The following is a 25,274-nucleotide window of genomic DNA, read 5'->3' on the forward strand; positions in this document are numbered from 1 at the left end:
TTAAAAAACCATTTAAAAATTCCTTATCCGCGGTATCCCCTTTATATTAAAAGAGGGAATCACCCATATTTTCTCTTGGTTTGGTTGCCACTCAGGCCTTATAAAGAGGGAACATGACTATCAACATGAAAAATATTTTAGTGGTCGGCCCAACCGCCTCTGGCAAATCAGGCTTTGCAAAAGCAGTACAAAGCCGGGCGGGGGGCACCATTGTGAATGCCGACAGTTGTCAGGTTTATCAAGATGTGCCAATTTTATCGGCCCAGCCCCAGTTGAAAGATCTAAAGCAAACGCCGCACGCTCTGTACACGTTCATTCCACCCGATCACTCCTACAGCGTTGGTCAGTATTTGGATGATGTCCACACCCTTGAAAATACAAAGCCACTTACACCTCTTACCTTTGTTGGCGGCACAGGCCTTTATCTCAGCGCCCTAACCAAAGGTCTGGATGTTGGGCCTTCCAGTGCAGAAATCCGCAACAAAGCCCATCAGGATGCAAAGCAGCTGGGACATGATGTCATCCATCAACGCCTTCAAAAAGCTGCACCAAATTTTTCTGTACACCCCAACAATCATCAACGTCTTTTGCGCGCCTATGAAATTTATCTGGCTGAAAAGCAAGAAACAGCGCCGCCAGAAACTCAGCCCAAGCCACCTCCTCTTACTGAAGTTTATGTTGTTTTACTCAATCCGCCCGCAGATGCGTTGCGACAAAAAATCAAGAGTCGTCTTGGCCAAATGATGGAAGAGGGCGCTTTAGATGAGATAGAAGCCCTGAAAAGAAAATACCCAAACCTTGGCACCAGCGCCCAAAAAATTATCGGCGTCAAGGAGCTTTCAGACTATCTAGACGGCAAAGGGACGCTCGCAGATGCCCAAGAAAGAATTTACATTCGCACCTGCCAATACGCCAAAAGACAACGCACGTGGTTTCGCCATAAAATTGCTGTCGATAAAGTCATCGATACAGCGTGGGATCTAGCTGATGTCAAAGAGGTGGTTCAAAAAATCACATGCCCGTAGAGCCAAATCCACCCGTGCCGCGCTCTGTGCCTTCTGCAATGCTGTCTGTTTGTTGAAATGAGGCGCGTGTAACAGGCGCAACAACAAATTGGGCGATGCGCATTCCATGCTCTACTACAAAAGCCGCCTCACAATGATTGATTAACAGAACCTTGATTTCGCCACGATAATCAGCATCAATGGTTGCGGGGCTGTTTAAAACCGTAATGCCATGCTTAAAAGCCAGACCCGATCTCGGCCGAATTTGAATTTCATAGCCATCAGGAATAAGAGCCTTTAAGCCCGTGGGGATCAGCACGCGGGCGCCTGCTGCAACCACAACTGACTTTCCATCCAAAGCTGCACAAACATCAGCTCCAGCGCTTCCAGCAGTGGCGTAAAAAGGAATCGGGTTATCTCCCGCATGAACCAATCGTTCCATTTTAATATCTACCATCATCATTACTCCTTCCATGCATGATACGCACGCACCACACCACATGCGTAATTTTTAACAGATATAGACTGATAGTTTGCCTCTTCTAAAAGCTGGCAAAATGTCTCTGGCGCCATAAATGTTTCAATGCTCTCGGCTAAATATTGATAAGCCGCCTCATTTTTGGCAACCCATTTTCCCATCAGGGGCAACAACCCAAAAGCATAGCCATCATAGATCCTTTTAATCACCTGGCTTTTGGGTTGGCTGAATTCCAAGCAATGAAAAGAGCCGCCGGGCCCCAAACACCGATAACTTTCTTTCAAAGCGGCCTGAACATCAGACACATTTCGAATGCCAAAGGCAATGGAATACGAATCAAAAGCATCTGATTCAAAGGGCAAACGCTCTGCATTGGCGTGTATCCAGTCAATATTTTTAAAGAGGCCTTGATTAAACAGCTGATCCTGGCCCTTTTTGAGCATCTCTTCATTTAAATCAGTTGCAACAATCTGATAATCAAGGTTGTTCTTTTCCAGTCGACGTACAAGGGCGGCTGTAATATCACCCGTTCCAGCAGCCACATCCAGATGCTTCAGACCAGGCTTTAGCGGAAAGTCAGCAACAAATGATTTTTCCAAAGACGGTGTTGAAATCCACTCATTAAGTCGTTCATCAGATCATATAGATCAGAAACATCGGAAAAAATCTTTTGAACACCCTCTCTTTTTTCTTCAGGGGTCACTTTTTGAAAACCAAAGGGAGTTTGTGTCATGTGGTGCCCTTTCTAACAACCCGCCCAGTTGACCGTATAATAAAAATTTTAAATGTCAAAATTGTCTGTGCGCCCATCTGTTTTTATACAATTTAAAATAAAATGAGTATTTTTTTAGTTTTACATCCTAGGGTTGATGTTTTAAACCTAATTTCTATGACAGTGCATTCGCTTTACACATTCAAAAAAATAATTGGATTCAGTGCCTTAGTCCTATCTTCTGCCTTTGCCATGTTTTGTATGTTCTTTGGCTCAGGCAATCTTATTTTTCCTCTGGCAATTGGTCAAAAAACAGGCAGCGCCTATGTGTACGGCATTCTCGGACTCACAATAACCGGTATCATATTACCATTCTTCGGTTTGATTGTGACGTTTTTATTCCAAGGATCTTATCAAAACTTTTTCAAAAATTTTGATCGTCGATTCGGCATCGTCATGCCCCTTGTTATATTATCACTGATGGGCCCTTTTGCTGTTATGCCGCGGTGCATTACAGTTGCTCATGGAAGCTTTCTTCTGGTATCGCCCGATACTTCCATCTGGCAATTTAGTCTTTTCAGTTGCTTCATCATCTATATCCTGTCTTTTGACAAAGGAAAAATCGTTCCCCTTCTTGGCAGCGCGTTAACCCCGATCCTGCTATTTTCACTGGGAATGATTATTTATTCAGGGATCTCCGCAGCCCCTAAAGTGCCGCTCAACCCAGAGACGCAAAAGGCTTTTTTGACCGGGATGCATGATGGATATCAAATGATGGATTTGTTTGCCGCTTTCTTTTTTTCTGCAACGGTCGTCTCTTATCTCAAGGCAAAGCTCAGCCATAAAAAAATCTCCGCAACATCGCGCGTACAACTCATCGTAGCCTCGCTCACATTGGGGGCCGTCTTCCTAGCTGTGATCTATGCCTTTCTCATTTATCTGGGCGCTGCCTACAGTCAAGAATTAGCAATTGTTCCAGTCGAGTCACGCCTGGCTTACATTGCTCAAAAAACCCTGGGTCATATTGCCGGGCCTATGGTTGCAACCGCCGTGGGTCTGGCGTGCATTACAACGGCTATTGTTCTCACATCGGTGGTAAGCGACTATTATCAGAAAGTCCTATTTCGCTCAAAAATATCTAAGGGGGCAACCAATGTCTTGATTCTCACCATAACTTTTTTTATTTCAACGCTCAAATTTAACGGCATCGCTCAATACCTCTCCCCAATTCTCACCTTTCTTTACCCTGGCATCATTATGATGACGCTCCTGTCCCTTGGACAAAAACTGTTTAATTGGCCCTATCCACGCTGGATCATTGTGGCGGTTTTTGTCCTTACCTTTCTACGAATGGTTCTAAATTAGTAAAAAACCAAATCCTTTTTTATTTTAAGGTTTTTTTAAAATTAAGAATCAACTAAAGATAAAGAACCCAATAACAAAGGAAAAGATATGAGTGTACTTGTTGGCCAAGAGGCGCCTAATTTCAAAGCAACAGCTGTCATGCCTGATAATGCCATTATCGAAAATTTTGATCTCAAAACATATTTAAACGGCGAAAAAGGATTTCTTTTCTTTTATCCGCTCGATTTTACGTTTGTCTGTCCGTCAGAAATTCTAGCATTTCACAATCGCCATGAAGACTTCAAGAAACGCGGAGCCAAGCTAGTTGGCATCAGCGTTGATTCACAATTCACCCATCTCGCGTGGCGGAACACGCCCGTTGAAAAAGGCGGGATTGGGCAAATCAGCTTTCCCCTTTTTGCTGATCTAACGAAATCTATTGCCAGAGACTATGACGTTCTCATCAATGACTCCGTCTCTCTCAGAGGGTCTTTCTTAATTGATGAAGATTTTGTTGTACGCCACCAAGTTGTCAATGATCTTCCTCTGGGCCGCAACGTTGATGAAGCACTTCGTATGGTTGATGCCTTGAACTTCCATCAAGAGAACGGCGAAGTTTGCCCTGCCAACTGGCGCACCGGTGAAGAAGGTATGACCCCCACAGCCGCTGGTGTTTCTTCGTATCTATCGAAGAACGCTTCACGCTTGTAAATATATAACAGGCTTTCAGAACAACTCAGGAGGGGGGATTTCCCCCTCTTTTTTTTATGGCCTTAATTTTTATGGCCTGAAGCATGTGGCTGCACGATAAACTGATATCCAGATCTTACAAGCGCGTCTTCATCCTCGAAAAGCTCCTTCACCTGTTTCACAAAAGCGTCAACATCTTTGTAAGGCACCATTTCTTTTGCCTTTGAGCCATCAATGAAATGAACACCATCAATCACATTAAACTGGCATTTTTCATCTTTATAATGCAGTTCTTCATTCAATTTTTCCCCCGCGCGCATACCGGTAAAAACAATCGGGATCTGCGTGTAGGGTTTATACCCAGATAGCTCGATGAGCTTTTCTGCCATTTTAACCACACGGACAGGTTCCCCCATATCAAGAACAAAGACGCCCCCTTGATACGTTTCTTTTAACGTGCCCAGCGCCCCGGCCTGCAAAACCAAAGAAACCGCTTCTTGGATGGTCATAAAGAATCTTGTCATGTCTTTATCGGTAACCGTGACGGGTCCTCCGCGGGCGATTTGTGACTGGAACAAGGGTATCACAGACCCTCGCGATCCTAAAACATTCCCAAAACGAACGGCCGCAAAACGTGTTTTAGATTGGCTCAGATCACACGCCTGACAGATGATTTCCGCTATTCTTTTGGTAAGTCCCATGGTGTTCGAAGGATTGACGGCCTTGTCGGTTGAAATCAAAATCATTGATTCAGCCTGAAAGTCCATTGCCAGTTTGGCAACGTTCCATGTCCCAATCACGTTGTTTTCAAAAGCTGCTTTGGGGTTGACCTCCGATAAAGGCACATGCTTCATAGCGGCTGCATGAAAAATAACGTGGGGGCGATATTTTTTAAAAATTAACCGCATGGCGTCCTGATCAGAAACATCCGCCATCAGCGGTATCCATTCATTGGCACATCGATTTTGTCGAAGCTGCTGATCGATTTCATATAAAAAATACTCAGATTGATCCAAAATCAGCGCCCTTTTCGGACCAAATTTCATAATTTGGGTAACGATTTCACTGCCAATGCTCCCCCCTGCCCCCGTGATCAGAATCGTTTTGTCATGGATCAATGTTGCAGGCAGCTCATTGGTCAGCTCCACCCGTTCACGGCTGAGCAAATCCTCAATCGCAACTGGCTTCAGCGTTAGCTGGTTGGTTTGCAAAGGATTCAAATCAGCAACCCGAAGTGTTTCAAGATCATGGCTTTTTGCCGCGTCAAAAATTTGTTCTAATGTTGCTCCAAACAGGCGCGCATCAACCACAATAAACAAAGTACCTTCTCGGTAGGTCCGCTCACCATGCCAGCTCATAAACTTTGAAAAGGTGAGAACGCGCACACCATGAATTTTTTGGGCGCTATGTTTTTCTTTTTTCTCCGTGACGACGGCATAATCAACCTTAAAAGGATTTTCACGGGTTTTGTTATAGCGCAGAAAAAGGTCGATACTGGTTAGGTTCCCAAATAAAATCACCTGGGTTTGACCAGCCGCTTTCTTGCGCTCAAACATGAAATATCGATAGAGCACGCGGGGGAAGGTTAAAAAAGTCAAAAATATAAAGGTCGCAATGATCAGCGTTGTCACCCTGAGCGGGAGGCCAATATGATATACATGCCGCAAAAGGAACAGACTTAGCAAGAAGCTCAAGTTTGTGCAAACAGCCACATAGGCAATCGACAATAAATCACTAAAGGAGGTGTAGCGCCATGACGGCTGAAACGTTCGAAAAACGGCAAAGTTTATAATACAGAGCGCCAGATAGATAGTATTAACAGCCCAAAACCCAGCGGTTTTCGGGGATGTCAGAAAACGATCTAATACCTCCCACTCAATGGCATAAACGGTAAAATAAAAGGCCGCATATGCAAAAACGACATCTAAAAAAACAACAAATAAATTTCTAAAAAAAGAAGGAGCCATATATTTTTTCATTCAAGATACTCAATACCGTGTTGAATTTGAAGTTTTTTATTATCTTGCTCAAAAAGCTTTTTTTTAGCTACAATGTTTTCATGTCTTTGAATTTTGTTGAGATCATCCTACTTATTTCCTTATCTTTGACGCTCATCGTCTTAGCAAGTGGGATTTTTATTATGCTTAAAGGTGGTCACGTGAATAAAAAATATGGTACAAAGCTCATGTGCTGGCGGGTATTTTTGCAAGGTATAAGCCTTGCTCTCCTCGCCCTGGTCATTTTACAAAGAGGATAAGTATGGTTCAACTCACACGCATTTATACAAAAGGGGGAGACAAGGGAAAAACATCGCTGGGCGATGGCACCCGTGTTTCGAAAAGTGCAGCACGCATCCAAGCCATCGGCGCTGTCGATGAGTGTAATTCTGTTTTGGGTGTTGCTGCCTTATATCTTGAAGTAATTCCTCTGTCTGATATTCGCCGCATTCAAAATGATCTGTTTGATTTGGGCGCTGATCTCTGCATTCCCTCAACAGAAAATAAACTGACTGTCTCAGATCAACAAGCCACGTGGCTGGAAAATCAAATTGATCTCATGAATGAAAAACTAAATCCGTTAAAATCATTTATACTGCCTGGGGGAACAAAGGCTTCTGCCTATCTTCATCATGCCCGCACAAGTGTCAGATCTGCAGAACGATTGGTTGTCGGCGTCGCTGAAAAAGAGGCGATCTCAAGCGCTGTTGTTCAGTATTTGAATCGATTGTCCGACTATTTATTTGTTGCAGCCCGCACTGAAAATTCTTATGGAGAAAATGAAGTTCTATGGGAACCTGCCAAAAATCGATAGAGTTTAAAAAGGACTCAAAAAAGGCACCAAAGCACCAAGTTCAATCATCATTGGCAAATAAAAGTCAAAAGTCTTCACCTGTTAAAGAAAAAGAGTTAGACCCCACACGTTATGGTGATTGGGTTAAGAATGGTCGTTGCATTGACTTTTGATTCCCTCCACCTTGATTTAGAAAAAGTGGTTGTGGCCCACCCTCCTGTTTTTTATTCAAAACCCATAAGTTTTAAAGCAAAGAATCGATCGTTGATCCATCTCGGCGCCAATGGCGCTGGCAAATCTTCTCTCTTAAAAGCCCTGGCAGGTCTAATTTCTGTTTACTCAGGGACGATAAACGGGCGTTCCCCAAAAAACGCCCCTTCTGACAGGTGTTACCTTTGCACAAACCAGGGGCTTAATAGAGATATCACCGTGAAACAGCAAATAAAGCTGTGGCATTTACCCTATCAAAATCCCACCTCATGGCAGACCAGCTTAGAGCCGTTTAATATTGAGGGCCTTCTCACTCAATTCATCCGATCTCTCTCCAGCGGCCAACGTCAACGGGTGGCTCTAACAAGGTTAGTGACAAGTCATAAGCCCATTTGGCTTTTGGATGAGCCCATGAATAACCTAGACAATCAGCATCGAAATTTTTTATCTGATGTGATGAAGCGACATATTAAAAAGGGGGGGATGATTATCTATACCGGCCATGAACCAATGCCAACGCTCTCCCCTCAGATCATTTCTTTAGAGTGCGAAGGATAAAGTCATGAGGTTGCATCTTTATCGTGAATATCTTTTTCTGAAATACAACACCTCCTTAGCCATTATAGCTGTTGGAATATTTGTGCTGTTCTGTCAACTGCTTCACTGGATAGGCGTTGAAGCATCTCTCTCCCCCGCCCATTTAAAAAACATGCTTTGGTTGTTGTCTTTGATCGGTTTATTTCTAACAGCAGATCATGTTTTTAAAGAGGACATTGATCAAGGTCTGTTGATGCATCATCATCTTGAAAACGTGAACTTTTATATCCTGACGTTAATGCGTTTTTTCTCCTACTTTCTTCTAGTTATTTTACCCCTTGCCCTGAGTAATATCATGATTTCAGGTCTTTTTAATTTAGAACCATTCCTATCCGATTTCAGTTATTTTCTTGTTTTATTTTGCCTGTATGCTTTTGTGATCTTGAACGCCTCCCTGTTGACACACGGGTCACAACAGCAAAAAGGGCTCATGTTTTTGATTTCCATTCCTTTGATGATTCCAATTTTTCTATGCCAAGTTATTTTACTGGATAAAGCCGCCCTTTATTTAACGATAGACAATCCTTTACTATTACTTGCGGGACTATTTTTGTTTTTTGTCCCCTGTTACAGTGCTATGGTAATGTATTGTTTGAAGCTCTCCGTAAAAGTATCATGATCACTTTTTTTCAGCCCAAGGTCTTTCAAAATCTATGTAATCGCTCATGGGTCTGGCTCATGATAGCCATGATGTTTTGTCTTAACATTGGGTATTTTTGGGCCTTGTTTTTCTCACCCATCGATGCACAGCAAGGCCCCATCGCAAAAATCATGTTTATCCATGTTCCTGCAGCCTGGATGGCTTTGATGTGTTATGCCTGTCTGGGTCTTTTTTCACTGTCCTACCTTTCTAGTAAAGCCTGGGTTTCTCTGTATTTGGCGCAGAGCGCCGCTCGGGTTGGATGTGTTTTTACCTTTGTTTGCCTTATATCAGGCAGTCTGTGGGGCCTCCCCACTTGGGGAACCTGGTGGGTTTGGGATGCCAGGCTTACGTCTGTTTTGATTCTGTTTTTTCTCTATATTTCCTATCTTCTGCTCTCAAGCACGTTCCAGAATCAAGAAAAGGCCACAAAGTTTTCAAGCGCCCTGGCTCTATTGGGCTTGGTGAACCTGCCAATTATCAAATGGTCCGTGGACTGGTGGTCAACCCTTCATCAACCTGCAAGCATCAGCAAGCTTTCAGCGCCTTCCATGCACTGGTCTTTTTACGTGCCACTCATCATTATTTCTTTTGGTTGGTTCTGCTACACGGTCTTTGTCATGATGTGCGCAGCCCAAACAAAACTTATTGAACAATCAAGGAAAAACGTATGACTTTCTGGTGCCTGACCCTAAGCTATATCATTGGCTTTTCAAGTTTGTTTTCTCTTCTGATTTTAACCATCTTACGGTATTATAAAGCTGTTAAAACTAAGAGATCCTCATGTCTAGATTGACCCTTTTTATATGTCTTTTATCAGTCGCACTCTTTGAATCTATGGGCGCCCTAGCTGCAAAGTGGCAATCCTCTCGTCAGGGTCAAGAAACCATTGTTGATCACTCTCATCCTAATCCCCCGGCAGAGGTTTCTGTGCCCAAAAAAGTAGCAGAAAGCCCTGAAGAAGGGTCTGATGAGGTTCTTTCTTCTCTTGACGATGGTACCTTTGAGGAGGAGATACCCACTGAGGAAGCAGGTATAAACACCGCGGAAGATGACGACGACGACTTAATGCTGGAAGGCTTAGAAGACGATGATGACGACGATGAAATTGAAGACAATGACATGGCTGATGATGAAGATTCCAGCGATGCCTAGACAGACATCTTAAACCTTGACCCTTGCCTCATGCAACCGCTCTCTAAACAACTGCTCTCTCTTTATCAAAATATTGCAACCATGGGGTATGTGGGCTACATGCCCTATCCCGGAACCGCTGCATCATTCGTAACGCTCCTTGTTGGTTATCCGATTGTTTTTTTGATGGGGATTCCTGTATCCCTTTTTTTGTGCTTACTGGTTTTATTTTTGGGTAGCCTTGCCTGTGCCGTTCTCATGAAAATTCGTCCCCACCTCAAAGATCCGCGCGATTATGTCATTGACGAATGCGCCGGGCAATTGATTGTAATTCTCGGCATCATGATGCTCCAGTTCTCTGCTTTATCATCACAGGTGGTGGGTTTTCTTTTATTTCGTTTTTTTGACGGGATAAAGCCGTGGCCGATATGCCTGATCAATAATTGGCGTCCAACATCGCCTGGCCTGAAGTCCATCGCGTTGATGTTTGATGATGTTTTAGCAGCTTTCGCCAGCTTGGTTGTTCTCTATTTTATTTATGCCTAAGAGGATTGCTCTTCAGAATGCCTGAAATAGTTTTCAAGCTTTGCCGTATAGGTGCGAAAAAGATCGGCCGATCCGTCCTCTTTTGTCAGCCTCTTTGTCTCTGTGACCAACTCTCTTAATTGATGATACGTATCATCAGAAAGATTGTCCTTCTGCGCCTTAAGTATTTTTTGACAAATATCCAAAACAAACTGCAGTTTTACCCACTCTTGTTCTTTAAGACGAATCGCCATATCATCCTGAGCAGCTTTAAAACCACTATAAACCATGTGCTCCATTTCGGCCGTCGTAAGCCCATGCCCAGGTTTCACTTCGATAGATTGATATACACCCGTCGTCTTTTCTTGGGCGCTGACCGTGAGCAACCCATCTGCATCCACATCAAACGTCACTTCGATGCGGGCAAACCCTGCAGGCAGAGGGGGAATACCCTTAAGGCTAAAGCGTCCTAACGTTCGACAGTCCGAGGCCATTTCACGTTCACCTTGCACCACATGAATAGACATCGCGGTTTGATCATCTTGATAGGTTGTAAATTCTTGTGTCACTTGGTCTGGGATCGGACTATTCCGCGACACAATTTTCTCAGCAATGCCGCCCATCGTTTCAAGGCCAAGAGACAGCGGAATCACATCTAGTAAAAGCGAGTCACTTCCATGGATCAAGGCCCGTGCTTGAATGGCTGCCCCCTCAGCAACAACATGATCTGGATTGAGATCGGCTAACGGCTTTTTACCAAAATACTGTTCTAAGAGATCTTGGACCGGTTTTAAGCGAGTCGATCCTCCAACTAAAACACATGCTTGGATGTCCTCTTTTGATAGGTTGGCAGCATCAAATGTTTGGTCCAAAAGGGTCTCAATTTTGGCCAAAAAGGGCCTCAAAAGTGTCAAAAAGTGGTCAAAATGGATCGAAAAAGACATGTTTTGACCCCTAAAAGAGACATTTTTTTCAGCTTTTTCTCCCTGCGTGAGCTGTTTTTTTAGGTCTTCGGCAACCTGTAATAGGCTCTGTTCCTCGTTCTGGCTCAACGTCTCAAGCTGATAGCGGTGCTGCAGATCAATCATCACCAGACGATCAACATCATCCCCGCCTAAAAGCGTGTCACCGCCTGTAGCAAGCACTTGAAAAATATTGTTTTCAAGGTTTAACACAGACAAATCAAACGTCCCGCCTCCCAAATCAAAAATCAGAAACAGCCCATTTTTTTTCTGATCTAAACCAAATTTAATAGCCGCTGCTGTTGGTTCAGAGATCAACCGAAGCACTTTCCAGCCAGCCAGCTTCGCCGCAAGCCGTGTTGCTCCCCGCGCACGCTCAGAAAAATACGCCGGAACGGTGATAACAGCATGATTGATCTCTTCTCCTAAAATTTCTTGCGTTTTGATTTTGAGATGTTTTAAAATTTCTGCTGAAATTTCAATAGGATTACTCAGGCGATTGCCAAGGGTGAAACGGGCCATTTCCCCAGCCTCTGATGGTAAATAGTCTAGTTTGGGCAATGCTTCTTTGAGTTGATGAGTGTCAGGATCCATAAGCCTTTTGACAGAAGCAATCACATGCTGATGCCCCTTTTTCTGAAGCGCCTTCGCATCTCGACCAACTTGAAATTGGTCTTCTACCAATGCAACGATTGAGGGCACAATAGTGGCGCCCTCAATTTCAAGTATCTTTGGACCTTGTTCATCAACAATCGACACAAGGGAGTGGGTTGTTCCCAGATCGATTCCAACTGCTTTGATGATATTATTATTTTGATGGCTGCCTGTTTGACCAGGTTCCATAATTTGAAGAACCATTTGATTTCCTTTAGCTACATCTCTCAATAAGCTGGTCTAGAAACCTTAACCTCTGCCATAACTCTAACAAGACGTCTTTTTCAATTTCTTTATTGCCTTTTTCAGAAAGCGCGTCAAGAAAAGCCGATACGGTTTGATTCATCCGCACGTTGATATCGGCAAGGACACCAGCTTTATCAGTAGGCTGTTGCGCCAGTCTCTCTTCAAGCTCCATAACTTCCATTAAAGTCTCCTGATCTTGAGTAGATGCGTCACCCTCAATTCCATAATGAAGCAAAAGGTAGCGCGCGGCATTACTTGTTTTTTTCATTTCGGTGTAATACCGATTGATAAGCCCCGCGTTTATCTCTCCTGTGGCTAAAGATTGCTTTTGATCCGGGTGATTTTGCCGCTGAAGCTCAAAATAAGTGTTTTTTAATTTTTCTGAATCAACTGGTAAAGTTAAGGGAAGATCAAAAAGGTCAAAGGGATTGATCCCGGCATCAGACATGAAATGACTCTCCACACCCACAACGTCCTTTTTCATTGGGGTTTTTAAAGACAAATCCCGATTCAAGCTCTGTTGTTTGAAAATCCATTTCACTGCCAAGAATAAAAAGAATGGTTTTAGGATCAATGAAAACTTTAAAATCCTGACAGTCTATAACTTCATCATATTTTTCTTGATGCTCGGCGAACTCTAAGGTGTAAGAAAGTCCGTTACATCCTTTGGTGCGCGTTCCAATGCGCACACCCATGCAAGGTTTTTCCCTTTGGCTTAGCAGAGCTTTGATCTGATCTTTAGCCCGATCTGTTATCTGAAGAGGCGATTTATCCATCTTTATAATCAACGATGACTTTTTTTTGTTTGATAATCTTTAATCGCTGATTTGATGGCATCTTCCGCTAAAACAGAACAGTGGATTTTAACTGGGGGCAATTCTAAATACTCCGCCACATCTCTATTCTTAATTTCAAGGGCCTCATCAATGGTTTTTCCCTTGATCCACTCCGTGATAAGAGAGCTCGAAGCAATTGCCGATCCACAGCCAAATGTTTTGAACTTAGCATCTTCGATGCGCCCATCATCGCTGATTTTTACTTGAAGCTTCATCACATCACCGCAGGCAGGCGCGCCCACTAAGCCTGTGCCGACCTGATCGTCCTTCGCATCTAAACTGCCAACATTTCTTGGTTTTTCGTAATGATCTATTACTTTTTCACTATAAGCCATTTTTCTCTCCTTGTACTATATTTTGGTTTTTTTAATGACCGGACCATTGAATTGATTTCAAATCAATGCCGGCTTGAGCCATTTCCCATAAAGGGCTCATTTCTCGTAGGTGGGTAACAGCAGCGATAATATCCTCAGCTGCTTGGTCAACTTCTTCTTGGGTTGTAAATCGTCCTATGCCAATGCGCAAAGACGTATGTGCTAATTCTTCATCCACGCCCAACGCCTTGAGAACATATGAAGGTTCAAGAGAGGCAGATGTACATGCAGAGCCCGATGAAACAGACAAGTTTTTGATACCCATCATAAGTCCTTCTCCTTCAACGTGGGCAAAACTTATATTTAAGTTGCCAGGATAACGCATGACTGGATCTCCATTTAAATAGATCTGAGGCAAGCTTTCCTTGAGCTTTTGATACAATCGGTAACTCAACTTTTGAATCTGTGCAGACTCTACAGCCATTTCTTTCTGAGCAATTTCACATGCTTCTCCTAATCCGACACATAAGAAAGCAGAAAGCGTGCCCGAACGCATCCCTCTCTCTTGACCGCCGCCACTGATCTGAGAAACCAGACGCACGCGGGGCTTACGTCGAACATACAACGCACCAATGCCCTTGGGACCGTACAATTTATGACCTGAGATGCTCAATAAATCTATGTTCATCTCCTCAACGTCTATGGGAGTTTTCCCCACAGCTTGGGCTGCATCTGTATGGAAAAAGATGCCGCGCTTGCGGCATAAAGCACCAATTTCTTTCAGCGGCTGTATCACCCCAATTTCGTTGTTAATAGCCATCACCGAAACCATTAACGTCTCTCCACGTATAGCCTTATTGAGAGTCTCCAAATTTACCAAGCCATTTGGTTCTACATCAAGGTACGTAATGTCAAATCCATTTCTTTCAAGCCAACGACAGGATTCAAGCACACATTTATGCTCTGTTTTGCAGGTGATGATATGTGTTTTTTTGTCCCGATAAAATTCTGCAACCCCCTTAATCGCCAAGTTATTTGACTCTGTCGCGCCAGAGGTGAAGATGATTTCTTTAGGGCTGGCATTAATAATATTGGCAACCTGCTTTCTTGCCTTTTCAATCGCTTGTTCCGCTAGCCAGCCATGATAATGGGTCCGTGAGTGTGCATTTCCAAAAATCTCTGAAAGAAAAGGCATCATTTTTTCTGTAACACGCAGATCACAGGGTGTTGTTGACTGATAATCGAGGTAAATGTGGTTATTTTCTGACATAAGCTATCCTACTATTTATTTTGTCTCGTTTGATTAAAAAGCTGAATCCAGGCTTTTGAAAAATGGTCTAAGTCTGATTGCGTTGTTTGCCAACCACTACTAATACGTAGAGCTGTTTCAGCAACAGAATCCTGAGGTATCATCGCTTTGATAACCCGTGATATCGAAACTTTTCCAGATGAACAAGCACTGCCCGCACTAACTGCAAACCCGGCCAAATCCAATGACATCACTTGTGTATGGTTTGGCACACCGGGCATGGTAATATTAGTTGTGTTACAAACACGCGGCGCTTGCCCGCCAACAACAACAGATTCTGGCGCTGCCGTGCGTAAAACTGTTTCAAGGTGATCATGCCATTTTCTAAGATGCTGCAGATCAGGCATATTTTCTAAAGCCGCCTGCCAGCCACAAATGGCCATAATGTTTTCAGTGCCAGATCTGCGGCTTTTTTCTTGACCACCCCCGCGCATCAGACTTTGCAAAGAAATAGTCTCTCGTAGAACCAAAGCACCTATACCCTGAGGCCCGCCCATTTTATGGGCACAGAGAGTCATGGCATCGATTGCAAGTTTAGAAAATGAAAGAGGTACCTTCCCCAGTGCTTGCGAAGCATCAACATGTACGAACACGTGATCATATGCATGCGCTAACCGAACAATGTCTTCCAAGGGTTGAATCACACCTGTCTCATTATTCGGGGAATTAACGGAAATCAGCACCGATCCTTGATCAGCACATGTAGACAGTTTTTTTTCAAGGTGCGCCAGATCAATCACCCCTGATTCACTAACCTTCAGCATCTCTCCTTTTTCAAGGGCTTTGAAAGCGCTGTCATGTGCAGTTGGGTCCATTAAGACAACATGCCAAGGAGCTCCTCGCAAAAGATGGTTGTTACCCTCTGTTCCGCCACTGGTAAAAACAACATGATCTGGATGCGCCTCAATACTTTCAGCAAGTGTTTTGCGCGCTCTTTCCAGAAGTCTTCGGGTATTTTGGCCCCAATGATGCACTGAAGAAGAATTTCCTAACGTCGTTTGCATTGTATGGCTTATAGCCTCAAGACAAGCAGGAAGCGGGGGCACCGTTGCATTATAATCCAAGTAAACCCTCTTAAGCATTTTTACTCTCATACATGAAAGAATACGCGGGGTCACTCACTCCAGACTGATGCCTTCTCAGCGCATCTTTTAGCGAAATGCCCTGTAAATAGGATAGAATTTGGTCTCCAAGATCAGCCCACAAATAATGGGTCAAACAACGCGCACCATTGGCCATACACCCTTTTTTACTGTGCGGCACACATCGGGTGACCCGCATAGGCTCATCCACTGCTTGAATCACATCTGCAATAAATATATCTCCAGTGCTCTTGCTCAAACGATACCCACCACCAGCGCCTCGGATACTTGATACAATCTGATGACGGCGCAGCTTATTAAAAATTTGCTCAAGATAGCTAAGAGAGATGCTTTGACGCTCCGCAATAGAAGAAAGTGAAACGGGCCCGTTTTTCTCATTCAAAGCTAAATCGAGAATGGCCATTACGGCGTATCTTCCACGTGTTCCAAGCTTCATTGTTGTTTTTCCCTATAAAAAAAGCTAATCTCCATTGAACTTAAACTAAAATACTTGACTAATTTAGTCAAGTTTAATTGAGGCACACCCAATGGCAGACATCGTTATTCCAGGCCCCGCAGGGCGGTTAGAAGTAAAGCACCACGCTCAGATAAACAATCCTGAAGCTCCCACGGCTCTTGTTCTGCACCCACACCCTCTTCATGGCGGGACCATGAATAATAAAATGACATATACCCTTTACCAATCGTTTTATCGCGCTGGGTTTCACGTTTGTCGGTTTAATTTTAGGGGGATTGGCAAATCCACCGGCGAGTATGATCATGGTGAAGGTGAGTTAAGTGATACCGCCACTGTTATGGATTGGCTGCAAATACAGTATAAAGATTCGCGAAACTTTTGGATCTCTGGTTTCTCATTCGGCGCCTGGATCGCCATGCAATTGTTGATGCGCCGGCCAGAAATCACCGGATTCGTTATCGCTTCCCCCCCTGCAAATAAATATGATTTTAGCTTTTTAGCGCCTTGCCCTGTATCAGGTCTCATCCTTCAAGGAGATCAAGATGATGTTGTTGATCCTACCAGCGTTAACAATCTCGTCAAAAAGCTACGACAACAAAAAGATATACAGATCAGCTATGAACCCATTCAGGGGACAGATCATTTCTTTTTAAACAGGCTGCAAGAGGCGTCTCAGCTCATTGAATCTTATCTAAAAAAAGAAGTATAAAAAGTTTAAGGAGCTACTTAGCTTTTGCGACTATCTTCTGATTCAATGGTCTTAAAATCCGAGCCAGCTTGCTTCGCAGATCATGACGATGCACAATCATATCAATCATGCCATGCTTAAGCAGGTGCTCTGCCGTTTGAAAGTCATCTGGCAGCTTCTCACGAATGGTTTCTTCAATAACTCGACGGCCTGCAAATCCAATCATTGCCTGGGGTTCAGCAATGGCTATATCACCGGCCATTGCAAAAGAGGCTGAAACACCACCAGTTGTCGGATCAGTGAGTAACACCAAATAGGGAAGGCCGGCACTTTTCATCATTGCAACAGCCACCATGGTTTTTGGCATTTGCATGAGAGAAAAAGCGCCTTCTTGCATCCGCGCGCCCCCTGAAGCCGTGATAATCAAGAGCGGCTTTTTAAGGCGGAGGGCTTCTTCAGCAGCTTTAACAATGGATTCACCGACAACAATTCCCATTGATCCACCCATGAAATTGAAGTCAAAAGCACAAATCACCAATTTTTCATTGGAAATTGTTCCTGAAGCAATGCGAACAGCATCAGAATGCTTGGTTTTATCACGGTATGTTTTTAGACGCTCAGAGTATCTTTTGGTGTCTCTAAACTTAAGAGGATCATGCAAAGCTTCCGGCAAGGTGATTTCTTTATACTGACCATCATCAAACAAAAACTTTAAGCGCTGCTCTGCCGACATGCGCAAGTGATGATCACACAATGTGCATACATTGTGGTTGCGCTCCAGATCGCGCATGAAAAGCATTTGCTCACACTTGGGGCATTTGGTCCAAAGGTTTTCAGGCGTTTCGTTCTTAGCTCCTACAAGAGCGCGGAGCTTTGGACGCACATAGTTGCTAATCCAGTTCATGTATGATCCTTCATAAGGTCAGCCGAAGCTATCAACTTTATTAAAAAAAAGCAATATCATAGCTTGAGCTGAAAAATGACTTGGTTATGAATTAAGACTTTCGTTCAATGCCTTGCCTGTCCGCGGATCACACCCAACGCGGGGCGTTCGGTGTTTGACATAAAAAGAGCCGAAGCCTCTTAGTTCCACACGATGATTTTTCTCAAGAGCTTTCACGATAGCATCAAAGAAAATTTTAACGATGTGCTCAACGTCCATTCTTGATTTTTGTGGCATCCTTTTCATAAGACGATCAACTAACTCTGACTGCGTCATAGCAAACTCCCTGTTATTATATATTTTAGGCTTCTTGGCGGCCTATTTTTACTTTACGATTGTGTCATAGCTTTTCTGCCTGGAAACAAAGGCTTTAGCTAGACCCTTCATGGCAGCGGCTTTGTTTTCAGCGAGCACCTTCCAGTGCCCTTTCAAGCTAACCACATCAAATTGGTATTGTTCGATAACTTCTATGAGGTCTTCACAGTTTTTAGCCATGGCTTGAAGGTGTGATTTTTCCAGTCGACTTAAAGTTGTCACCCCTTGAGGCTTTTGTGTTAATTTTTTAAATACGCCCAGCGGAGAATTATCATCTTCTTGAATGCGTTTTTTATCATCCAAATCATCATCATCATCTTCACCATCTTCGTCTTCGTCATCTTCGTAGCTGGAAATATATGATCTTTGCTTTTTCTTTTTTTTCTTTTCTTTTTCTTTTTCTCTTTTGATACGCTCATCTTCATCTTCTAGAACACCATAGGTGTTCGCCAGATTGACTAAGATCAAACAGTGTTTTTTGTATTCCTGCATTTCTTGCTTGGTTTGATCGCAGGATTTTTCATCTTCTACCCTGATAGAATAAGACATTAAACACAAAGAGAGCCCAATAAGAATAGATAAAAACTTGATCAATAAAACCTCCGTGTTGATATTATTATGGGGAACTAATGCATTTTTTGTCAATGACAATATCTGCACATCAGTGGGCTGGTGCACCTGCCCACGGCTCTCGAAAACCAATACCAGAATCCTTAGACGCTCGGCTTGATTTATCTTCTTTGAGCTCAAACTGCTTGAGCCTACTCTTCAAAATATCAGAGGCATATTGGTTTTCCCGTAGCACTTGTTTATTGAAAGAAGGGGGAGATTGATCCGATTGCGTTGAGAGAAGATTCAACATAAAAATAGGTTGTTTTTTATAGCTTAACCCCAATCCAGGTTTTGTCTTTTTTTCATAACTGCTTGCTCGAAACTGATTATTGCCTTGTGCATGAAAGCCACGGCTTGCCAAGCCTTTAGTAGGTTTCTTATACACTGATGAATGATAGCCAACATCAAGATTGATTGGCTTTTTTTTCCGGGGATAAAACGAGGCACCCATCCCTAAAAAAAGGGGAATAAAAGTTAAAAGAAAAATATATTTTTTATATTTCATTTTGATCAAAACCCTAAAAGTGTTATTTACATAAATAGGTTTGGCTAAACAAAGGGATCCTCTTCCTCCATGGATTGAACCTGCCTTGGTTGGGATCGTTTAGGGGGATTAAGAATGCTTTCAAGATAGTGTGTTTTAAACGTGTACAAATCCGGCGCCTGACTTTGAAGCCTGCTTTTCCAATCATCTTTAGATTCACCTTCTCCTTGACTTAACAGGCTTGTATATGCCGTTCCAGCTTGTAAGACTGGGATTTTACCCCGAATCGTAGCCATCAAAAGCGGCGCAGACATCTCTGAAGGCCTAAACCCACCAGAAACACCACCAATGGCATAGGTCATAACAGGGTCCTTTATTTTAATACCGCTAGGAATAAATTGAAGCTCAGCTAAATTGCCATCGTGAATCCACGCTGTCAGTGCAGATTCTGAAAAGGACATACTCAAATCCTTCAAATCGTCAACAACTTGATTTTTGAACGCGAGTCCATTATCCGCCCAATTAGCCAATCTATCTTGAGGAATTTGACGTCCTTCCCGACGAATAAATGCCACATAATATATCGGATCAACATCCTTATCTGACCTTAAAAGAGCAGAATTTTCAGCAACTGAGGCTTGTGGCCGCGGCAAAATAAACTCCACCATTTCTTCTGCTTCGTGAAAAGCTCTTTCAAGTGCCATTTTTTCAAGGGCGTTCATTCCACAAACAAGTGCTCTATGCATGGCACTTTCAATATTTCTTTTTGGGATGAATTGCTCAGCAAAACTTGGCTCTGCGCAAACATGCCAACAACTCAGCCCACAATCACGGATCCAGGAAAGAACCTGACGCCTGCCCTTTTCTGTTTTAAGTTGTTGGCGCACACCCTCTACGATGTCTTTTGCATAGGATCCAAGACCGGCCACAGAGCCAATGAGAGCCAGCTCCACTGGTGTTGTAGCTTTCACAGAAGTAGCCCCAAACACCATCATCACCATTAAAGAAAGAGGGATGATTTTTTTCATTCAATCTACTCAAAAAATGTTTTTCTATTCTAAATCTTTTGTGCTCAAATGGCGAAGAAAAATTATTAAAAATGCTTCCATAATGTCTATAAGGCTTCTAATTTTCTTGACTTTAAAACGGACTTTGGTCTAATGAGCATCTAAAAGGGCCTGTAGCTCAGTTGGTTAGAGCCCACCGCTCATAACGGTGTTGTCGTAGGTTCGAGTCCTACCGGGCCCACCAAAAAACTCGGATCAAAAAGATTGCATCCTCTTTTTTTTGTGATATGATCCGGCCATATTTAAGCGGGCGTAGCTCAGTGGTAGAGCACAACCTTGCCAAGGTTGGGGTCGAGGGTTCAAATCCCTTCGCCCGCTCCAAATATTTCCCCTTCTCACTTTTTTTTGATAACCTCACTTATACAAATTAATGATGACCTTATTTGATGATGAGAAAAAAATCACTTCCTGACTCTAAACCCCGGGCTGCGTCTAAAAATATTTTTTTAAAGAATTTATCGCTATCGGGCACCCCTAAAGATTTACTAGCTCTTTTGCTTGATGATCCCTCAACCAGTGGTGAGGACTTAGAGGAGCTTGGAAAAGCAGACCTTGAGCTTCTGTTAACAGAAAGCGTCAACTGCATAAAGAATACCGCCGCACAAGAAATTGTTATAGAATTTCTAATGCTCTCACATGAACCAAAAAACAAAACCGCTGTTTTAATTCACAACCAGGATAAACCATTTTTGGTAGATTCCATTACAAACTGTCTACGCCTGGAACAACTAAATGCTGATTATTTCTTTCACCCCATCTTTAGACGAAAAATAAGCAATACAGGCAATCTCTCTCTTATTGCGCCAGACGAAGAAAAGCCACATGAAAATGAATCTCTGATTATCATTGTTATCAATCAGGACCTTCAAAAAGAGCAAAAAAAACAATTACATTTGAGCCTAGAGCATGTTCTCAGCCAAGTTGGACTAGCTGTTACAGACTGGGAAGAAATGCTCAAGAAAATGACCCAAGCCAAGAGCAATATTGATCTGGGTAAAAAGCATTTTAAATCTACTTTCCTGAGTGAAATAAAGAATCTCCTGGAATGGTTTGAGCAGGGTCATTTTACATTTTTAGGATTCCGGGAATATATCTTTGAAGATCAAAACCCAAAAATCACTCAAAAGCTTGGCATTACCAAAGCACAAAGTTCTTGTTATTTTAAGCTGAATTGTACCCTGAATGATGAAGGGCAAGACTTTCTACCAACAGATGAGCTCTTTATCATCACCAAAACCATCAGTCGCTCTTGGGTCCACCGATCAACACCCATGGATGTTATTCGGCTCAAAAAATTTAATAATACTGGAGAAACTGTTGGGGAATATGAGTTTATTGGTTTGCTGACCTCCACGGCCTACAATATCAGTATTAAGCACATTCCCCTCCTTTCACAAAAATTAGAAATCGTTTTAGCAGCAAGTAAAACGCATCAAAACACCCATACACAGAAATCAATCATCCATATTCTAGAAACACTGCCCCGCGATGAATTCTTTCAATTCAGTGATGCTGATTTAATCTCCCTTGTACGGCACATTTTACAACTCCAAGATCGTGATCGTTTTCTCACTTATATTCGTCCTGATCCACTTGGACATTTGATTTCTGCGTATGTTTACCTTCCCACACAAAAATACAGCGATATGCTTCGTCAGAAAATTCAAGTTATTTTAGAACAAAGGCTTCAAGCACACGTCAACTCCTACAAACCAAATTTAGATCCCGATACCACCTATGCACGCATCTCATTTTCTCTTGCAAAAGCATCCGATCAAAAAACCAAACTAAACACAAAAGAGCTTCAAAAAGAAATTGAAGAAGCTTCACAATCTTGGTCAGAAAGGTTCAAGGCCCTTTTGCTCAATGAGAAAGGTATTCCATTAGAGTTTTCAGAGGCATTTCCAAAAAACTATCAGCTCCACCACACGCCCACTGAAGCCCTCTACGATACTAGAAAAAGCTTACAATCTCAAAATGATGGCGACAAAATCGTTCATTTAGAACTCCATCAGGATCAAACATATAAAGTCAAGATTTACTATCCAGGACCTGCGGCGCCTTTAACAGAGTTAATGCTTGTTTTTGAACTCATGGGGCTAACCATAAAGTCTGCAATGAGTTACACAGTTGATAAAGCAGGAACAGCTTGTTTATTTACGATTCACGATTTTATTATTTCCATCCCTCAGGAAGTCAAGAGCAAAAACCCAAATCATTTAGGCAACATCGAGGATGGCGTTCAATCTATTCTAAGGGGCTATTACGAAAATGACTTCTTAAATTCTCTTATCTTTTATGCCAACTTGACTGTGTCACAGGTTAATGTTTTCCGGGCTTATTTCAAATATCTAAAGCAAATACGGTTTCCTTACAGTTTTCGGCTGATTTCTTCTGTTTTGAAAGAAAATGTAGCGTTTACCCAAATCATATGGTCTCTTTTTGAGAAGCGCTTTGACCCAAGTCTTAAAAATCAAAATTTAAATCACCTTCATTACAAGATTGACCGTTATCTTAAAAAATTAAAATCCCTTGAAGAAGATAGTATCTTTAGAGCGCTTTATACCCTAATCAAGGCTAGTCTTCGTACAAATCACTTCCAAAGAAAGTTGGCTGTATCACCCATAATTATAAAATTGGACTGTGCTTCCATTAACTTCCTACCAGAACCAAAGCCCATGATTGAGCTCTTTGTCTATCACAAAGACTTTGAAGGCGTTCATTTGCGCACGGGTAAGGTAGCACGCGGTGGCATGAGATGGTCTGATCGGATTGAAGATTTTAGAACTGAAATTCTAGGCCTGATGAAAGCACAAAAGGTTAAAAATACGGTCATCATTCCTGTTGGCGCTAAAGGGGGATTTGTTCTCAAGAAAGCATTCAAACCTGAAGAACGCGATGAGAAACAAGCTTTTGGGATCGCGTGCTATCAGAAAATGATCCAAGTTATGATTGATATCACCGATAATGTGATTAACGATAAGCCCAAGCACCCTAAGAACATTGTGTGCCATGATGACTATGACCCCTATCTTGTTGTTGCAGCTGACAAAGGAACCGCCACATTTTCTGATTATGCAAATGAGATTGCTCTAGAAAATAAATTTTGGTTGGGTGATGCTTTTGCCTCAGGGGGATCAAATGGTTACGATCATAAGAAGATGGCCATTACCGCAAAAAGTGCCTGGAAGTCCGTTCAACATCACTTCCGAAAACTCGGCGTTGATGTTCAGGAAACCCCGATTGATGTTGTTGGTATTGGCGATATGTCCGGGGATGTTTTTGGCAATGGCATGCTTTGCTCTGATAAAATCAGACTGATTGCCGCTTTTAATCACCAGCATATCTTTATTGATCCAAACCCTGATCCCAAGAAAAGTTATGATGAGCGCCAAAGAATGTTTCAGCTTAAAAGGTCGACATGGCAGGACTATAATCAGGATATGCTATCCAAGGGTGGGGGTATTTACAGTCGCTCTGATCGAGAAATTGATCTGTCTTCCCAGGCCCAAAAAGCTCTTAAAATTTCAAAAAAAAGAGTCAATCCCAATGAATTAATAAAAATAATTTTAAAAGCTCCGGTTGATCTCCTCTGGTTTGGGGGAATTGGAACTTACGTAAAAAGCCGTCAAGAAACCCAAGATAGTGTCAATGATCACAGCAATGACGATATTCGTATTAATGGATCTGACCTGAAATGTACAGTTGTTGGAGAAGCTGCAAATTTGGGCATGACTCAGCTTGGACGCATTGAATTTGCGCTTGAAGGCGGACATGTTAATACTGATGCCATTGATAATTCCGCGGGTGTTGACTGCTCGGATTATGAAGTTAATATCAAGATCCTTCTTCGCAAACTTCTCCTTGAGAAAAAAATTACAGAACAGCAGCGCAACACGCTCCTCAGGGGCATGGAAGAAGAAGTTTCTGAATTGGTTCTATTTCATAATACGGCTCAGAATAATGCCATTTCTATTATTCAAGAAAGAGGGCTTAAAGTCCTGAGTAGGCAACAACGTTTTATGCGTTTTTTAGAATCAAAAGACTATTTAAACCGGCAATTAGAATTTTTACCCAGTGCAGATGGTATGCTTGAAAGACAAAATGAGCGAATGGGTCTGACGCGCCCAGAGATCGCTGTCTTGCTCGCCTATGGAAAAATTTTCACCTATGATCAAGTTTTAAAAAGTTGCCTCTTTGAGCAAAGATATTTTGTGAAAAATCTGAAAGACTACTTTCCAAAAGCACTGTCTCAGAAGTATCTCTGGGCTATAGAAGAGCATCCATTAAAAAAAGAGATCATTACGACATCTATCTGTAATGAAGTTGTGAATCAACAAGGTCCGTCTTACCTAACAGAGATCATGTCAATAACCAACGCAGAAGCTGAGATTATATTACTCTATTATTATCTGATTCGAGATAGCCTGAGTATCAAAAATCTCTCCCAAGCGATTAATGATCTGAAAGCAAATATCCCCTTTGATTCCCAACAAAAATTAACCCTTGAGCTGATGACGGCACTGGATTACTGCGTGATATGGGCTGTGTCAAATTTAGAGGTGCATAAAAAGAAAAATTTTGATTTAGAAACCACAATCACACACACCCATCAAAAAATTTCTGCTTTACGAGAAAAACTCCCTCAAATACTCGATAAGCTCTCCCTGAGAGAACTCGAAAAAGCCAAGGGCGCCTATCTAAAGAAAGGCGTTCCTGAAAAATTAGTACATCATGCTTTAGCCAATCGTCATCTAAAATACGCCTGGGTTTTTCTAAAAATCAGTCAAGAACAACACCATGATTTTCTCAAGGTCGCTGAAATCTTTTTTATGCTGAATGGCTTCCTTCACCTTCCTTGGTTCCATGAAAAAAATGAGCTTCTGAGAACAGATGATCCATGGCGAAAAAAGAATATCACACAGATCAAAACTGAACTTGACAGAGCTCATTTTAAATTAACAAAACAGGTGTTATCAAAGATGCCCTCCAAAAAATCCTCTGTGTCCCATTGTTTTGAAAACTGGAAAGATCAAGCTCAAGTCAAGGAGTATCAGAAACTCATGAAAGAATTTATAGGCTGTCAAAAAATAACCATGGACATGCTAAGAATTGCATTAAACTCTCTGTTATCCCTGATGCAGGAATAGTCATAAATAG

General features: G+C 42.4%; 28 protein-coding genes, 2 tRNA genes and 1 pseudogene. 14 read left to right on the forward strand and 17 right to left on the reverse strand.

Annotation, left to right across the window (positions count from 1 at the left end; all coding sequences use genetic code 11):
- The first annotated feature begins 113 nt into the window (after positions 1-113).
- Positions 114-1,025 (forward strand): tRNA (adenosine(37)-N6)-dimethylallyltransferase MiaA, encoded by a 912-nt coding sequence (gene miaA, locus C0582_05090; protein PLX29256.1) that lies wholly within the window; start codon positions 114-116, stop codon positions 1,023-1,025.
- On the opposite strand, the gene C0582_05095 is transcribed toward miaA, so the two are convergent.
- From C0582_05095 to C0582_05105, 3 genes are read right to left on the reverse strand one after another with little or no spacing between them, the layout of a single operon-like run.
- A complete protein-coding gene (locus C0582_05095; GenBank protein ID PLX29424.1) occupies positions 1,012-1,464 on the reverse strand; it encodes a dUTP diphosphatase in 453 nt (150 codons plus the stop codon). The two genes, miaA and C0582_05095, sit on opposite strands and share 14 nt — an antisense overlap.
- A gap of 2 nt (positions 1,465-1,466) precedes the next feature.
- Entirely contained in the window at positions 1,467-2,096 is a 630-nt protein-coding gene (gene ubiE / locus C0582_05100) for a bifunctional demethylmenaquinone methyltransferase/2-methoxy-6-polyprenyl-1,4-benzoquinol methylase (protein PLX29257.1), read from the reverse strand.
- Positions 2,048-2,215: a hypothetical protein gene (locus C0582_05105; protein ID PLX29258.1), complete on the reverse strand. Its 168-nt coding sequence runs from the start codon at positions 2,213-2,215 to the stop codon at positions 2,048-2,050. Before C0582_05105 ends, ubiE begins: the two co-directional genes overlap by 49 nt.
- Before the next feature lie 102 nt (positions 2,216-2,317).
- On the opposite strand from C0582_05105, the gene C0582_05110 reads away from it, so the two are divergent.
- Positions 2,318-3,559, forward strand: a complete 1,242-nt coding sequence (locus C0582_05110) for a hypothetical protein (protein PLX29259.1) — start codon at positions 2,318-2,320, stop codon at positions 3,557-3,559.
- A gap of 87 nt (positions 3,560-3,646) precedes the next feature.
- Positions 3,647-4,249 carry an alkyl hydroperoxide reductase gene (locus tag C0582_05115; protein ID PLX29260.1) on the forward strand — a complete coding sequence of 201 codons (603 nt, stop codon included), beginning with the start codon at positions 3,647-3,649 and terminating at the stop codon, positions 4,247-4,249.
- Between the two features lie 62 nt (positions 4,250-4,311).
- On the opposite strand, the gene C0582_05120 is transcribed toward C0582_05115, so the two are convergent.
- Complete coding sequence (locus tag C0582_05120) at positions 4,312-6,207, reverse strand: hypothetical protein (protein ID PLX29261.1); 1,896 nt, start codon at positions 6,205-6,207, stop codon at positions 4,312-4,314.
- Between the two features lie 17 nt (positions 6,208-6,224).
- Here C0582_05120 and C0582_05125 point away from each other — a divergent pair, with 17 nt between their 5' ends.
- The 6 genes from C0582_05125 to C0582_05150 are packed head-to-tail and all read left to right on the forward strand — an operon-like array spanning position 6,225 to position 9,139.
- Entirely contained in the window at positions 6,225-6,485 is a 261-nt protein-coding gene (locus C0582_05125) for a twin transmembrane helix small protein (GenBank protein ID PLX29262.1), read from the forward strand.
- A gap of 2 nt (positions 6,486-6,487) precedes the next feature.
- Positions 6,488-7,039, forward strand: coding sequence for an ATP:cob(I)alamin adenosyltransferase (locus C0582_05130; protein ID PLX29263.1), 552 nt, complete (start codon positions 6,488-6,490; stop codon positions 7,037-7,039).
- On the forward strand, positions 7,015-7,191 hold the full coding sequence (locus C0582_05135) for a DUF1674 domain-containing protein (protein PLX29264.1): 177 nt from the start codon (positions 7,015-7,017) through the stop codon (positions 7,189-7,191). The genes C0582_05130 and C0582_05135 overlap by 25 nt, the downstream gene beginning before the upstream one ends.
- Positions 7,151-7,786, forward strand: a complete 636-nt coding sequence (locus C0582_05140; GenBank protein PLX29265.1) for a hypothetical protein — start codon at positions 7,151-7,153, stop codon at positions 7,784-7,786. The genes C0582_05135 and C0582_05140 overlap by 41 nt, the downstream gene beginning before the upstream one ends.
- Before the next feature lie 4 nt (positions 7,787-7,790).
- The gene (locus C0582_05145) at positions 7,791-8,444 is read left to right on the forward strand and encodes a hypothetical protein (protein PLX29266.1); all 654 of its coding nucleotides are present in this window, start codon (positions 7,791-7,793) and stop codon (positions 8,442-8,444) included.
- Positions 8,441-9,139 carry a heme transporter HemC gene (locus C0582_05150; protein PLX29267.1) on the forward strand — a complete coding sequence of 233 codons (699 nt, stop codon included), beginning with the start codon at positions 8,441-8,443 and terminating at the stop codon, positions 9,137-9,139. Before C0582_05145 ends, C0582_05150 begins: the two co-directional genes overlap by 4 nt.
- A gap of 369 nt (positions 9,140-9,508) precedes the next feature.
- On the opposite strand, the pseudogene C0582_05155 reads toward C0582_05150, so the two are convergent.
- Positions 9,509-9,604 (reverse strand): annotated as a pseudogene (locus tag C0582_05155) (peptidase).
- 46 nt (positions 9,605-9,650) lie between these two features.
- Here C0582_05155 and C0582_05160 point away from each other — a divergent pair.
- The gene (locus C0582_05160; protein PLX29268.1) at positions 9,651-10,145 is read left to right on the forward strand and encodes a hypothetical protein; all 495 of its coding nucleotides are present in this window, start codon (positions 9,651-9,653) and stop codon (positions 10,143-10,145) included.
- Here the strand turns inward: C0582_05160 and C0582_05165 are convergent.
- From C0582_05165 to C0582_05195, 7 genes are read right to left on the reverse strand one after another with little or no spacing between them, the layout of a single operon-like run.
- A complete protein-coding gene (locus C0582_05165; GenBank protein PLX29269.1) occupies positions 10,142-11,971 on the reverse strand; it encodes a Fe-S protein assembly chaperone HscA in 1,830 nt (609 codons plus the stop codon). The two genes, C0582_05160 and C0582_05165, sit on opposite strands and share 4 nt — an antisense overlap.
- Positions 11,955-12,470: a hypothetical protein gene (locus C0582_05170; GenBank protein PLX29270.1), complete on the reverse strand. Its 516-nt coding sequence runs from the start codon at positions 12,468-12,470 to the stop codon at positions 11,955-11,957. Before C0582_05170 ends, C0582_05165 begins: the two co-directional genes overlap by 17 nt.
- On the reverse strand, positions 12,427-12,762 hold the full coding sequence (locus C0582_05175) for a Fe-S cluster assembly scaffold SufA (GenBank protein PLX29271.1): 336 nt from the start codon (positions 12,760-12,762) through the stop codon (positions 12,427-12,429). The genes C0582_05170 and C0582_05175 overlap by 44 nt, the downstream gene beginning before the upstream one ends.
- 8 nt (positions 12,763-12,770) lie before the next feature.
- On the reverse strand, positions 12,771-13,157 hold the full coding sequence (locus C0582_05180) for a Fe-S cluster assembly scaffold IscU (GenBank protein PLX29272.1): 387 nt from the start codon (positions 13,155-13,157) through the stop codon (positions 12,771-12,773).
- Between the two features lie 31 nt (positions 13,158-13,188).
- Entirely contained in the window at positions 13,189-14,406 is a 1,218-nt protein-coding gene (locus tag C0582_05185) for an IscS subfamily cysteine desulfurase (protein ID PLX29273.1), read from the reverse strand.
- An 11-nt stretch (positions 14,407-14,417) separates the two neighbouring features.
- Positions 14,418-15,539 (reverse strand): cysteine desulfurase, encoded by a 1,122-nt coding sequence (locus tag C0582_05190; protein ID PLX29274.1) that lies wholly within the window; start codon positions 15,537-15,539, stop codon positions 14,418-14,420.
- Entirely contained in the window at positions 15,520-15,984 is a 465-nt protein-coding gene (locus C0582_05195) for an Rrf2 family transcriptional regulator (protein ID PLX29275.1), read from the reverse strand. The genes C0582_05190 and C0582_05195 overlap by 20 nt, the downstream gene beginning before the upstream one ends.
- Positions 15,985-16,075: 91 nt before the next feature.
- On the opposite strand from C0582_05195, the gene C0582_05200 reads away from it, so the two are divergent.
- On the forward strand, positions 16,076-16,714 hold the full coding sequence (locus tag C0582_05200) for an alpha/beta hydrolase (GenBank protein ID PLX29276.1): 639 nt from the start codon (positions 16,076-16,078) through the stop codon (positions 16,712-16,714).
- Positions 16,715-16,727: 13 nt separating this feature from the next.
- Here C0582_05200 and C0582_05205 read toward each other — a convergent pair whose 3' ends face one another.
- From C0582_05205 to C0582_05225, 5 genes are all read right to left on the reverse strand, one after another.
- The gene (locus C0582_05205; protein ID PLX29277.1) at positions 16,728-17,597 is read right to left on the reverse strand and encodes an acetyl-CoA carboxylase carboxyl transferase subunit beta; all 870 of its coding nucleotides are present in this window, start codon (positions 17,595-17,597) and stop codon (positions 16,728-16,730) included.
- A gap of 84 nt (positions 17,598-17,681) precedes the next feature.
- Positions 17,682-17,912 carry an integration host factor subunit beta gene (locus C0582_05210; protein PLX29278.1) on the reverse strand — a complete coding sequence of 77 codons (231 nt, stop codon included), beginning with the start codon at positions 17,910-17,912 and terminating at the stop codon, positions 17,682-17,684.
- Positions 17,913-17,960: 48 nt separating this feature from the next.
- Positions 17,961-18,629: a hypothetical protein gene (locus C0582_05215; protein PLX29279.1), complete on the reverse strand. Its 669-nt coding sequence runs from the start codon at positions 18,627-18,629 to the stop codon at positions 17,961-17,963.
- Positions 18,613-19,068 carry a hypothetical protein gene (locus C0582_05220; GenBank protein PLX29280.1) on the reverse strand — a complete coding sequence of 152 codons (456 nt, stop codon included), beginning with the start codon at positions 19,066-19,068 and terminating at the stop codon, positions 18,613-18,615. Before C0582_05220 ends, C0582_05215 begins: the two co-directional genes overlap by 17 nt.
- Positions 19,069-19,112: 44 nt before the next feature.
- Positions 19,113-20,075: a hypothetical protein gene (locus C0582_05225; GenBank protein PLX29281.1), complete on the reverse strand. Its 963-nt coding sequence runs from the start codon at positions 20,073-20,075 to the stop codon at positions 19,113-19,115.
- A gap of 146 nt (positions 20,076-20,221) precedes the next feature.
- Here C0582_05225 and C0582_05230 point away from each other — a divergent pair.
- The 3 genes from C0582_05230 (at position 20,222) to C0582_05240 (ending at position 25,264) form a co-directional block, all read left to right on the forward strand.
- A tRNA-Met gene (locus C0582_05230) sits at positions 20,222-20,298 on the forward strand.
- Positions 20,299-20,360: 62 nt separating this feature from the next.
- Positions 20,361-20,435: transfer RNA gene (locus C0582_05235), tRNA-Gly, on the forward strand.
- Between the two features lie 65 nt (positions 20,436-20,500).
- Positions 20,501-25,264, forward strand: coding sequence for a hypothetical protein (locus tag C0582_05240; protein PLX29282.1), 4,764 nt, complete (start codon positions 20,501-20,503; stop codon positions 25,262-25,264).
- Positions 25,265-25,274 lie beyond the last annotated feature (10 nt).

The organism is Alphaproteobacteria bacterium (genome assembly GCA_002869105.1).
In the GTDB taxonomy this organism is placed as follows: Bacteria; Pseudomonadota; Alphaproteobacteria; order UBA7879; family UBA7879; genus UBA7879.